Annotated in this window: 5 protein-coding genes; all 5 read left to right on the top strand. The window is 73.8% G+C overall.

The genetic code is table 11. The features are described from left to right. Nucleotides 1-4 precede the first annotated feature (4 nt). The 5 genes from HB662_RS00505 (at nucleotide 5) to HB662_RS00485 (ending at nucleotide 12,393) form a co-directional block, all read left to right on the top strand. Nucleotides 5-1,024: a C-terminal binding protein gene (locus HB662_RS00505; RefSeq protein ID WP_342449414.1), complete on the top strand. Its 1,020-nt coding sequence runs from the start codon at nucleotides 5-7 to the stop codon at nucleotides 1,022-1,024. Nucleotides 1,025-1,238: 214 nt separating this feature from the next. After that, nucleotides 1,239-2,537 (top strand): glycosyltransferase family 4 protein, encoded by a 1,299-nt coding sequence (locus HB662_RS00500; RefSeq protein WP_342449413.1) that lies wholly within the window; start codon nucleotides 1,239-1,241, stop codon nucleotides 2,535-2,537. Nucleotides 2,538-2,621: 84 nt separating this feature from the next. After that, nucleotides 2,622-9,923: a type I polyketide synthase gene (locus HB662_RS00495; RefSeq protein ID WP_168046093.1), complete on the top strand. Its 7,302-nt coding sequence runs from the start codon at nucleotides 2,622-2,624 to the stop codon at nucleotides 9,921-9,923. 35 nt (nucleotides 9,924-9,958) lie between these two features. Further along, complete coding sequence (locus HB662_RS00490) at nucleotides 9,959-11,281, top strand: aminotransferase class I/II-fold pyridoxal phosphate-dependent enzyme (RefSeq protein ID WP_168046091.1); 1,323 nt, start codon at nucleotides 9,959-9,961, stop codon at nucleotides 11,279-11,281. Further along, a complete protein-coding gene (locus HB662_RS00485; RefSeq protein ID WP_168046089.1) occupies nucleotides 11,278-12,393 on the top strand; it encodes a hypothetical protein in 1,116 nt (371 codons plus the stop codon). The genes HB662_RS00490 and HB662_RS00485 overlap by 4 nt, the downstream gene beginning before the upstream one ends. The last annotated feature ends 68 nt before the right edge of the window (nucleotides 12,394-12,461 follow it).

Genomic DNA, 12,461 nt, shown 5'->3' with positions numbered 1-12,461 from the left:
AAGCGTGGCGCAACTGACCGTCCTCGAACCCGAGGGCATGTATCCGGACACGAATTTGGAGCAGGAGGTCTTCGGCCCCGGGGTCGAGTTCCTGCATGGTGGCGCGCCGCATACCGGCACGCTGGATGCCCTGCCGGATGCCGTCTGCGCCAGGGTCGATGGCCTGCAGATCTTCCGCCACTGGCTGACGCCCAAGGACCTGGCGCGTTTTCCCAAGCTGCGCGTCGTGGTGCGGATGGGCGTGGGCTACGACAGGCTGGACCGTGCCGCCTGCGCCGCGCGCGGCATCACCGTCTGCAACGTGCCGGATTACGGCACGCAGGAAGTGGCGGACCACGCCATCTCGCTGGCGCTGGGCCTGCGGCGCGGCCTGTTCCTGCATCATGAGATGCAGCGCAGCGATCCGCCCGCGCCGTGGCGCTACGTGGACAGCCCGCTGATCCGCCGGGCGGAGGTGCAGGGCTTCGGCATCGTCGGCCTCGGCCGCATCGGCATGGCCGTGGCGCTGCGGGCCAAGGCCTTCGGCTTCAAGGTCCGCTTCTACGACCCGCACCTTCCGAATGGCGTGGACCGGGCGCTCGGCATCACCCGCTGCCGGACGCTGGAAGACCTGATGCGCGACGCCGACGTGTTGTCGATCCATGCGCCGGATACGCGGGAGACGCGCGGGATGATCGGCGCGCGGGAACTGGCCTGGCTGCCGGAAGGCGCCGTTGTGGTGAACACCGCGCGCGGTACAAGCCTCGATATCGATGCGCTGGAAGCCGGTTTGCGCTCCGGTCAAATCGCCGGCGCCGGGCTCGACGTGATTCCGGTCGAACCGCCGGTGGACCCGGTGCCGAGCCTGCTTGCCGCCTACCGGGCAAGGGAGCCCTGGCTGCAGGGCCGCGTGGTCATCACGCCGCACAGCGCCTTCCACACCCCGGAAGCCTGGCTGGACATTCGGCGCAAGAGCGCCGAAACCATGCGGGACGTCCTGCTGCTCGGGTTGTCCACCAACGTCATTCTCCCGGATAAAGGGTAAACTTGGCGGGCCGATACACGCGGCCCGCGAATCCAGGGGTTGCGTTGCAAAAAAGAGATTGACGTTGAGCGTTAATCAACACAGTATTGTGAGACATGTCGCGGCCATCTCCGCGACATATTGCGGTGCACCATGAGGTTTGGTCGGTGCTGCACCCCCCCTGGGTGGTCCCGCAGCTTCGGCGGGTCCCCATGCTCCGAGGAGATTGCTAGGCGTGCATGTCTTTCTCGACATCTCCCGTCTCCTCATGGTTGCCCACCGCTCGGCGCCGTCGGGGATCGACCGGGTCGAGCTTGCCTATGCCCGCCACTGGGCGACGAACGACCCCGCCCATTGCACCTTCGTGGCGGAGGTTCCGCTGCTCGGATTCGCGGCGCTGCCCACCTCCCTGGTGCGGGAGCTGGTGGTGGCGCTGGAGGAATCCTGGGAAAGCGGCACGCGGCTGGCTGCCGGCACCGCGCGCCGCGCCCGGCTGGCGCTGCCCTTCGGCCGGCCCGCGCTGAACGAGGCGCTGCGCCGCCCCGGTGACAAATGCTTCCTGCTGGTCTCGCACCGGGCCCTGGAACGGCCCGCGCGGATTTCCAGCATGCGGCGCAACGGCTGCCATTTCGTGCCGCTGATCCACGACCTGATCCCGCTGCACCACCCGGAATTCGCCCGCGCCGGACAGGCCGAGAAGCACAAGCGCCGCATCATCACGACGGCGGCGCTGGCGGATGCCATCATCGTCAATTCCGCGGCGACGGCAGCCGAGCTCTCGCCCTGGCTGGCGGCGCGGCCGGACCGCCCGCTGGTCGCCGTCGCGCCGCTCGGCGTGACGCCGCCGGCGGTGGAGGCGCCGCCGGTGGCGCTTCGGCCCTATTTCGTGGCGCTGGGCACCATCGAGCCGCGCAAGAACCACCTGCTGCTGCTGAACCTCTGGCGCCAGTTCGCCAGCACCATGGGCGGCGCCGCGCCGCGCCTGGTGGTGGTCGGCCGCCGCGGCTGGGAGAATGAGAACGTGCTGGACATGCTGGAGCGGTGTTCCGCGCTGGATGGCCTGGTGCGGGAATCCGGCTCGCTGCCCGACCGGGAAGTGGCGTCCCTGCTGCGCGGCGCGCGCGCCCTGCTGTTCCCCTCCTTCGCCGAGGGCTTCGGCCTGCCGCTGGCGGAAAGCCTGGCGCTCGGCGTGCCGGCCCTGGCATCCGACCTGCCGGCGCTGCGCGAGGTGGGCCGCCAGGTGCCGGACTACCTGGATCCGCTGGATGGCATGTCCTGGCGCAGTGCCGTGCTGGACTACGCCCGCCCGGACAGCGGCAGCCGCCGCGCCCAGATGGGCCGCATGGCAGGCTGGAAGCCGCCGAGCTGGGAGAACCACTTCGTCGCGGTGGAACAGCTTTTCCGCGACCTGGTGAAGCGTCCGTCCGACCGGACGGCGCCTCGCCCCGACCAGCCCGCCAGCCTGCCTGAGCGCGACCGCGACTGGTCCATGCCGCTGCCCGGCGCCGTTCGGCGCGACGAGGGGTTGCCGTGACCGCCGCCCGCGCAGGCCGACCCTGAAAGGGGCCTTGTCATGAAATCCACCCGTCCTCCCCGGGTGGCCCAGCAGCGTGCCGCAATGCCCATCGCCATCCTCGGCATGGGCTGCCGGTTGCCCGGGGCCGCCGATGCCGAAGCGCTGTGGTCCCTGCTGGAATCCGGCCGCGATGCCGTCTCCACCCTGCCGGCGGACCGCTTCAACCAGGCCGCCTTCCTGCATCCGCGCCGCAGCGAGCCGGGGCGCGCCTATACCTTCGCCGCCGGAGCGCTGGGCGATGTGCGCGGCTTCGATGCCGGCGCCTTCGGCATCTCACCGCGTGAGGCCGCGGAGATGGACCCGCAGCAGCGCCTGCTGCTGGAGGTGACGCTGGCGGCGATGGAGGATGCCGGGGTGCGGCCCTCCGCCCTGGCGGGGCGCGATGTCGGCGTCTTCGTCGGCGGTTCCTCCACCGACTACGGCGATCTGCGCCTCCTGGATCACGCGGGTGGCGACCGGTACTTCATGACCGGCAATGCGCTGTCGATCCTGTCCAACCGGCTGACCAATGTCTTCGACCTGCGCGGCCCGGCCGAGACCATCGACACCGCCTGCGCCTCCTCCCTCGTCGCGCTGCACGCGGCCTGCCAGGCGCTGGCGGAGGGTCGTCTGGAAGCGGCGGTGGTGGCGGGGGTGCAGATGCTGCTCTCGCCGTTCCCCTTCGTCGGCTTCTCCCGCGCCGGCATGCTGTCCCCCACCGGGCGCTGCCGCGCCTTCACGGCGGGGGCGGATGGCTATGTGCGGGCGGAGGGTTCGGCGGCCTTCCTGCTGAAGCCGCTGGATGCCGCGCTGGCGGCCGGCGATTCGATACGTGGCGTGATCCTGGCGAGCGGCGTCAGCGCGGTGGGCCGCAGCATCGGCCTGTCGCTGCCGAACCGCGATTCGCAGGCCAAGCTGATCCGCCAGGTGATGCAGGATGCCGGCGTCACCGCCGATCGCCTGGCCTATTGGGAAGCGCATGGCACCGGCACCCAGGCGGGCGACCCGGCCGAGGCCTGGGCGATCGGCCAGGCCGCTGCGGGCCGCGATGCGCCGCTGCCGGTGGGGTCCATCAAGTCCAATATCGGGCATCTGGAGCCGGCCTCCGGCGTTGCCGGGCTGGCCAAGGCGATGCTGGTGCTGGAACGGCGGCAGGTGCCGGCCACGCTGCACCAGGGCGAGCCCAATCCGAACATCGACTTCGCCGGGCTGAACATCCGCGTCCCGGCGGCGCTGGAGCCGCTGGCGGATATCGCGCAGCCGGTGGTGGGGGTGAATTCCTTCGGCTTCGGCGGCACCAATGCCTCCGTCCTGCTCGGCCCGGCGCCTGCGCCGAAGCGTCTCGCGCGGGCCGCGAAGGCCGGCCCGCCGCCGCCGCTGCTGCTCTCGGCGCGTTCCGCCGCCGCGCTGTCCGCGCTGGCCGCGAATTGGGAGGCGCGGCTGGTCGCGGCCGAGCCGGCGGAGGCCGCGGCGCTGGCCCGTGGCGCCGCCCGGCACCGCGACCTGCACCCGCATCGCCTGGTGCTGCGAGGCGAGGATGGCCCGACGTTGGCCGCGCAACTGGCCGATTGGCGCCGTGGCGCGCCGAGGGCGGTGTCCGGCGTCGCCGCAGCATCCGGCGGGCTGTGCTTCGTGTTCAGTGGCAATGGCGCGCAATTCGCCGGCATGGGTCGCCTGGCGCTCGCCACCTCTGCCCCGTTCCGCGCCGGCATGGCGCAGGCGGATGCCGCGCTGGCGCCGCTGCTCGGCTGGTCGCCCCGCGCCATGGTCGAGACGGGCGTGACGGCGGAGCAGCTGGCCGCGACCGACATCGCCCAGCCGCTGCTGTTCGCCATCCAGGTGGCCAGCCTGCAGGCGCTGGCGGCGGAGGGGCTGCGGCCGGACCTCGTGCTCGGCCATTCGGTGGGCGAAGTGGCCGCGGCCCATGCCGCCGGCCTGCTGGACCTGCCGGCCGCCGCACGGCTGGTGGTCGCAAGGTCGCGCCAGCAGCACCGCACCCGTGGCCAGGGCCGCATGGCGGCGCTGGGCGCCACCGCGGCCGATGCCACGGCGCTGATCGCCGCCGCCGGGCTGGAATCCCGTGTCGAGATCGGCGCGCTGAACGGCCCCGCCGCGGTGACGCTGGCCGGGCCGGAGGCCGACCTCGCCGTACTGCGGCAGGCGGCGGAGGCGCGGCGCTTCGCCTATGTACCGCTGGACCTGGACTACGCCTTCCACAGCGCCGCCATGGATGCGGTGCGCGATGGGCTGCTGGAGGAACTGATCGGGCTCGCCGGCCAGCCCGGCCAGCTGCCGATGGTCTCGACCGTGACCGGCGAGATGCTGGCGGGCGATGCGGTGGGTCCCCTGTACTGGTGGCGCAACCTGCGCCAGCCGGTGAAGTTCGAGCCTGCGCTGCGCACCGCCATCGCCCGCGGCGCCCGGCTGTTCCTCGAGATCGGCCCCAACCCGGTGCTGCAGTCCTATCTGCGCGAGACCGCGCGAGCGGCCGGGGTGGAAGCGGCGAACCTGGTCAGCCTCAGCAAGCGGGATGTCGAGGGCGCGGACCCGTTCCCCGCCATTGCCGACCGCGCCTTTGCCGCCGGCGCTGATCCACGCGGCGGCCCGGCCTTCGCCGGCCCGACCTTCGCAGATATTGGCACCACCCGCCTGCCGCTGACCCCCTTCGACCGCAAGCCGGTCTGGCAGCCGGAGACGGTGGAGGCGAGCCGGCTGGTGGATCCGGTGCAGGACCACCCGCTGCTCGGCTTCCGCCGGGGCGCGGAGGCGGCGGTCTGGACCGTGTCGCTGGACACGGAGTTGATGCCCTGGCTGGCCGACCACCGGCTGGGCCCGGATGCGGTGCTGCCGGCCTCGGGCATGCTCGACATGGCGCTGGCCGCCGCCCGCACCCGTTTCCCCGACGCCGCGGCGCTGGAGGTGGGGGAATTCCGCATCCTGCGCGCCGTGCAGCTCGAACACGGACGGGCGCGGGAATTGCGCTGCACGCTGGATGCCGCCACCGGCCTGTTCCGCATCGAGGGCCGCCGCCGTCTGTCGGAGGAAGCCTGGGCGCTGCATGCGGAAGGCGAGCTGCGCGCCGCCACGGCCGCGGCGCTGGCCCCGCCCGCCTTGCCACCCGGCCCCCCCCTTGGCAGCCTGGGCGGCAGCCCGGCGGCGCTGGATGGCGCGGCCCTGCGCGGCATCGCGGCGCGGCTCGGCCTGACCTATGGCCCGGCCTTCGCGGCGGTGGACAGCGTGGCGCCGACCCAGGTTCCGGGGCAGGTGCGGGTGCGGCTGTCGCTGCCCGAATCGGCGCCGCCGGATGCCGGCTATCTGCTGCACCCCTCCCGCCTGGATGGCGCCATGCAGGGGCTGTTCGCGCTGCTGGCCGAATCGCCGCCGCCGCCTGGCACAGGCCTGGTGCCGGTGCGCTTCGGCCGGCTGGTGGCGCTGGCCGGCGCCGCGCCGGCGGTGAGTGCCGAGATCACGCTGACCCGCCGCGGCGCACGCTCCGCCACCGCGCGGATGGTGTTGCGCGATGCGGTGGGCAGCATCGTCGCCCGCATCGAGGATGCGGTGTTCCAGCGCTTCGCCCTGCCTGGCGCCGCGAATGCGGAGGATGCCGCCTACCGCATCGGCCTGGCACCGGCCGCCGAAGGTGCGCCGCCCGCCCCGGCGCTCGCGCCCGCCCTGGAAGCCGCCCGCGCCGCCGCCGCAGCGCTGGACCTGACCGAGGCAACCCTGCTGCTGGAGGCGCATGTCGCCGCCGCCGCGCAGCGCCTCTACGCCGCCGAGCCTTCCCTGCATGAAGCCGCCCCCGAGGCCTCGGCCTACGAGGCCTTCCTGCGCCGCGCGCTGGTCGAGGATGGCGCGGCGGAGCCGGTGCAGAAGGGCACGCCTGGCGGCATCCGCCTGCTGCCCGACAACGCGCTGCCGGACGCCGCGGAGATCTGGCGATCGGTGCTGGCGGAGCAGCCGGCGCTGGCGCTGGACCTCGCCTGGATCGCCGAAGCCGCGGAACGCCTGCCGGATGCGTTGCGCGGTCGCACCCGCGACCCGGCGCCGCCGCCGGCACAGGGGGAGGGCATGGCACGATTGGCGGAGGCACTGGCCGCCGCGGTCGGCGCGCTCGCCGCCTCCTGGCCCGAAACCCGGCCGCTGCGGATCCTGGAAGTGGGCGCCGCCGGTGGCGTGCTGGCGCGCCGCGTGCTGGCGCGCCTGGCGCCGATGGGCCGCGCGCTGGTCTATATCGCGGCCGGCGAGGGGCGGGTGCCGCTGCCCGAACTGCCGGAAGGCATGCCGGCGGGCAGCGAGATCCGCGGCGTCGTCTGGGACCCCCTCGGGGATGCACCGCCACCGCTGGTGGCTGACCTCGTCATCGGGCTGGCGCCGGCCGCCCGCGCCAAGGCGGGCACCACGCTCGCCGCCGCCCTGCGCCCGGCGCTGGCGGAAGGCGGCGCGCTGCTGCTGGTGGAACCCCTGCCGGGCCGCGTCTGGACCTTCGTCTGCGGCCAGGACCCGGCCTGGTGGACCGGTCTCGGGCCGGATGCGGCAGGTGGCTCGGCCGGCGGCGCGCTGCCGGATGCGGCGTTGTGGCTCGGCCGTCTGGCGGAGGGCGGCTTCCGCGCCACCGTGGCCGAACCGCTTTCCTGTGCGCCCTGGCCGGCCCTGCTGCTGGCCGCCGAACAGCCGCCACCCTCCGCCGCCGCCCTCCCGGCGCCGCCGCGCAGCCTGCTGCTGGCGGATGCCGAATCGGCGCCGCTGGCCGATGCCCTGGCCGCGCGGCTGCGGCGCCGCGGGGCGGAGGTGGAGCAGGCGACGCTGGACGAGATGCCCGCCGCCGGCAGCCTGCGCGGCGTGCGCCTGCTGGTGCTGGCGGCACCGGAGGAGCCGGCGCTGGCCGCGACGCTGGCCACCGTCACCCGCCTGGCGGAAGCCGCCGTTGGCGTTGCCGGCGGCTTCGTGCTGGTGACCCAGGGCGGGCTGCAGCCGCCGGAGGGCTGCCATGTGCCGCAGGCCGCCGCCCTGCTGGGCCTGGCGCGGGTGCTGACGAATGAGATGCCGGCGCTGCGGCCGCGGCGCATCGACCTGGCGCCCGGCCTGGCGCCGGAGGCCGCGGCGCGGCGCCTGGCCGCCGAACTGGCCCAGCTGGTGCCGGAGGCGGAGGTGGTGCTCGGCCCGGATGCACGGCTGGTGCCCCGCCTGCAACGCGGCCTGACGACGCCGGCACCCGGCGGGCCGCTGGCGCTCGGCATCGGCCAGCCGGGCCGGCTCGGCACGCTGCGCTGGGAGCCTGCCGAGGTCCGCGCCCCCGGACCCGGGGAGGTGGCGCTGCGCGTCGAGGCCGCCGGCCTGAATTTCCGCGACCTGATGTGGGCGCAGGGGCTGCTGCCGGAGGAAGTGCTGGAGGCAGGCTTCGCCGGGCCGACGCTCGGCATGGAATGCGCCGGCATCGTCGAACAGGCCGGGCCGGGCGTCGCGCTGCGCCCCGGCACCCGCGTCTTCGGCTTCGCCCCCGGCGCCCTCGCCGCGCGGGTGATCACCCGGGTGGAGGCGATCGCGCCGCTGCCGGAGGGGCTGGACCCGGTGCAGGCGGCGACCATCCCGGTCGCCTTCATGACCGCGCTGCATGCGCTGGAGACCTGTGCCGACTTGCAGGCCAGCGAGACGGTACTGATCCATGGTGGCGCCGGCGCGGTGGGCCTCGCTGCGCTGCAGGTGGCGCAGGCGATCGGCGCGCGCATCGCGATGACCGCGGGCAGCGCCGCCAAGCGCGCCTTCCTGCGCGCCGCCGGCGCCGAGCTGGTGCTGGACAGCCGCGACCCCGGCTTCGCCGACGCGCTGCGCGCCGCCTGGCCGGAGGGTGTGGACGTGGTGCTGAACTCCCTGGCCGGGGAGGCGATGGAACGCTCGCTGGGCCTGGTGAAGCCGTTCGGGCGCTTCGTCGAGCTCGGCAAGCGGGACTATGTGGAGAACCGCCGCGCGCCGATCCGCCCGCTGCGCCGCAATGCCAGCTACTTCGCGGTGGATGTGGACGAGTTGCCGCGCGCCCGCCCGGGCCAGGCCTCCCGCCTGCTCGGCCAGGTGCGTGACCGGCTGCAGGATGGTTCGCTGCGGCCGCTGCCGCATGCGCTGTTCGGGCCGGAGGAGGTGGAGGCCGCCTTCCGCACGCTGCAGGCCTCCGCCCATATCGGCAAGCTGGTGATCCGCCCGCCCGCGGAGCGTCCGGCGCTGGCGGCCCCCTGGGCGCCGCCGGCCGACCAGACCCTGATCGTCGTCGGCGGCACCCGCGGCTTCGGCCTCGCCACCGCGCGCTGGCTGGTCGGGCAGGGGGCGAAGCACCTCGCGCTGATCGGCCGCAGCGGCGGCGAGGAAGCGGCTTCCGCCTTGCGTGAGCTTTCGGCACTCGGCGCCCGTCCCGCCCTGCATCTGTGCGATGCGGCGGATGCCGAGGCGCTTGGGGCGACACTGACGAAAATCCGCGCGGCACGGCCGATCGGCGGCGTGGTGCATTGCGCCGCGGTGCTGGATGACGGCGCCGCCACGGCGATGGATACGGCCCGCTTCCGCCGGGTGCTGGCGCCGAAGCTGCGGGCGGCGGAGAATCTGGACCGGCTGACGGCGGGCGATCCGCTCACGCTTTTCCTGCTGTTCAGCTCCGCCACCACCACCTTCGGCAATCCCGGCCAGGCCAACTACGTCGCCGCCAACGCGGCGCTGGAGGCGCTGGCCCGCCGCCGCCGCGCCGCCGGCCGGCCGGCGCTGGCCATCGGCTGGGGGCCGATCGCCGATGTCGGCATGCTGGCCGATGACCGGGAGAAGGCCGAGAAGCTGAACCGCCGGCTCGGCGTCACCGGCATGACCGCCGCGGAATCCCTCGCCGCCCTGCCGGCGCTGCTGGCCGCCGCCGATGCCGCGCCGCTGCTGGTGCGGCTGTCCAACGGGGAAGGCCGCTTGGCCTTGCCGATCATGGCGGAGCCGATGCTGGCGGCGCTGGCCGGCGCGGAGGCTCCCGCGGCCTCGGACGACCTGCGCGCCCGCCTGCCCACCCTGCCGCGGCCGGAGGCGGAGGCGCTGATCCTGCGCCTGGTGACGGAGGAGATCGCCCGCATCCTGCGGCTGCCGGCCGAGGCGGTGGCGGCGGATGCGGCAGTGACCGGCCTCGGCCTCGACAGCCTCGGCGCGCTGGAGTTGCGCGGCGGGCTGGAACAGCGCCTCGGGGTGCAGGTGGCGCTCGCCGCGCTCACGGAGGAGTTGACGGTGGGGGCCTTGGCACGGCAGATCGCGGATGCGGCGCTGGCGCCGCCGGGCGATGAGGTCACCATCTCCACCTTGATGGAATCCTTCGAACCGAGCGCCGGGGCGGTACGTGCGGCCGAATAGCGGCCGGCGGGACAGCTAAGGATCAGCACCAGAGCATGAGTCGCGGTCAGGGATTCGGCCTTTCCAACGCCGCGCGGCTTGCGCTGGTCCAACGCCTTGCGCGGCGGCGCGAGGGGCAGGAGGCGCAGGCCGCCTCGGACCAGAAGGGCTTCGGGGCCATCCAGGGGCTGCGCGATTTCGGCCTGATGCAGGAGGCGATGGGCGCGCTGTCCATCGAAAGCCCGTTCTTCCGCGCGCATGAGGGAAGGGCCGGGGCGCACAGCCTGATCGGCAACCGCGACACCATCAATTTCGGCTCCTACGACTATCTCGGGCTGAACGGCGACCCGCGCCTGCACAAGGCGGCGGCGGACGCCATGGCGCGCTACGGCATCTCCGCCAGCGCCTCGCGCCTCGTCTCCGGCGAAAGGCCGGTGCATGGGGAGCTGGAGCGGCGGCTGGCGGCGCATTACGGCCAGCAGGCGGCGCTCGCCTTCGTCAGCGGGCATGCGACGAATGTGACGGTCATCGGCCATCTGATGGGGCCGCGCGATGTCATCGTGCACGACGCCGCCATTCACAATTCCTGCGTCGAGGGGGCCAAGCTGTCCGGCGCCCGGCGCGTGTCCTTCGCCCATAACGACACCCGCGCGGCGGAGCGCGAGATGGCCAGCGTGCGGCGCAGCGCCGGGCGGGCGCTGCTGCTGGTCGAGGGGCATTATTCCATGGATGGCGACGTGCCGGACCTGGCCGCGCTGGTCCGCATCGCCCGCAAGCACGACGCCTGGCTGATGGTGGATGACGCGCATGGCCTGGGCTGCGTCGGCGCCACCGGCAAGGGGGTGTTCGAGGCCGCCGGGGTCGATCCCGCCGAGGTCGATATCTGGATGGGCACCCTGTCCAAGACGCTCTGTGCCGCCGGCGGCTACATCGCGGCGCGCGGCGACCTGATCGACTGGATGCGCCACACCGTGCCGGGCTTCGTCTATTCCGTCGGCCTGTCGCCGCCGCTGGCGGCTTCCGCCGCCGCGGCGATGGACGTGATGGCGGCGGAACCCTGGCGGGTGACCAAGCTGCAGGCCAACGCCACGCTGTTCCGCGACCTGTGCCGGTCGCGCGGCTTCGACACCGGAAATTCGGAGGGGCTGGGCATCGTTCCCGTGGTGCTCGGCAGCTCCGTGCGCGCCATCCGCGTCTCGGCGGCGCTGCTGGACCATGGCGTCAACGCGCTGCCCATCGTCTTCCCGGCGGTGCCGGAGAAGCTGGCACGGCTGCGCTTCTTCCTCTCGGCCGAGCATTCCGAACAGGACGTACGGGATGCCGTGGCGGCGCTGGTGGCCGCGACGGACGGCGTGGCGCCGGCCGACCTCGCCGGGTGAGCCTGCACGCCAGCCTTGTCGCCACCGCCGCGGAAGCACGCGCCTTCCACGCCCTGCCGGCACGGCTGCGCCACCTCGGCTGGTCCGTGCCGCTGCGGTGGGAGGAGGCGCGGATGTTCGATCCGGGCTTTTTTCACTTCCTGGCGGATCATCACGTGGCCCGCTTCCTGGCCTGGCGCGATGGCAACCCGGTCGGGCGCATCGCCGCCTGCGTGCCGCATGATGCCACCGCACCCGCCAGCTTCGGCTTCCTCTGCACCGAGCAGGACCCGGCGGTGGTGGCGGCGCTGCTGGGTGCGGCGCGTGACTTCATCCGCGCACAGGGCCGGGCGGAGATGACCGGCCCGTTGTCCTTCACCATCAACCATGAGGTCGGCGCGCAGATCGGCTTCCATGACCGGCCGCCGATGCTCCGCATGCCGGGCACGCCCGGATGGCTGCCCGCCATGCTGGATGCCGCTGGCCTGCTGCCGGTGCAGGACGTACTGGCCTGCACGCTGGATGTGCCGGCCGAGCGCCACTCGGCGCGGTTCGCCGCGCTGGCGCTGAAACGCCCGGCGGATATGGCGCGGCTGCGCCTGCGGGTGATGGACCGGCGCGACTTCGCCGGCGAGGTCCGCCGCATCGCCGCGCTCTACAACGATGCCTGGGGCGCCAATTGGGGCGCCGTGCCGCTGCGCCCGGCGGAGGTGGAAAGCCTCGGCAAGCTGCTGCGCCCGCTGTTGTGGTCCGGCGAGGTCGTCTTCGCCGATTGGGACCGTACGCCGGTCGGGCTGGTCGCCGTGGTGCCGAACCTGGCCGCGGCGATGCCCGCCAATGGCCGCCTGCTGCCGTTCGGCTGGCTGCGGCTGGTGGGCGTGCTGGCCGGGCGCGTGGCCTCCGCGCGGGTGCCCATGCTCGGCATCACACAGGCCTTCCGGGGGCACCCGGCCAGCGCGCTCGCCATGGGCGCCCTGCTGCGGGAGGCGATCGGCCTCGCCGCACGGCGCGGTTGGCAAAGGCTGGAAATCTCCTGGATCCTGGAGGGCAACGCGGCAATGCGGAATGCCATGGCGCGGCTGCCCGCGCCGGTCAGCGGGCGCTGGCGGCTGTGGCGGGGCACGGTTGTGTGAAACCTCGCGAAACCGACCAGGTACTTCCCGGCATTGACAGTTTCGGCACCGGTGATGGCTATGGGGTG

The organism is Falsiroseomonas frigidaquae (genome assembly GCF_012163145.1).
GTDB classification, from domain to species: domain Bacteria; phylum Pseudomonadota; class Alphaproteobacteria; order Acetobacterales; family Acetobacteraceae; genus Falsiroseomonas; species Falsiroseomonas frigidaquae.
The sequence above is the reverse complement of the archived record's forward strand: the minus strand, read 5'-3'. Positions and strand labels throughout refer to the sequence as shown.

What these genes read in the sequence shown, in the direction of transcription:
- HB662_RS00495 (WP_168046093.1), top strand. Translation starts at nt 2,622, where the DNA reads ATGCCCATCGCCATCCTCGGCATGGGCTGCCGGTTGCCCGGGGCCGCC.
- HB662_RS00490 (WP_168046091.1), top strand. Translation starts at nt 9,959, where the DNA reads ATGAGTCGCGGTCAGGGATTCGGCCTTTCCAACGCCGCGCGGCTTGCG.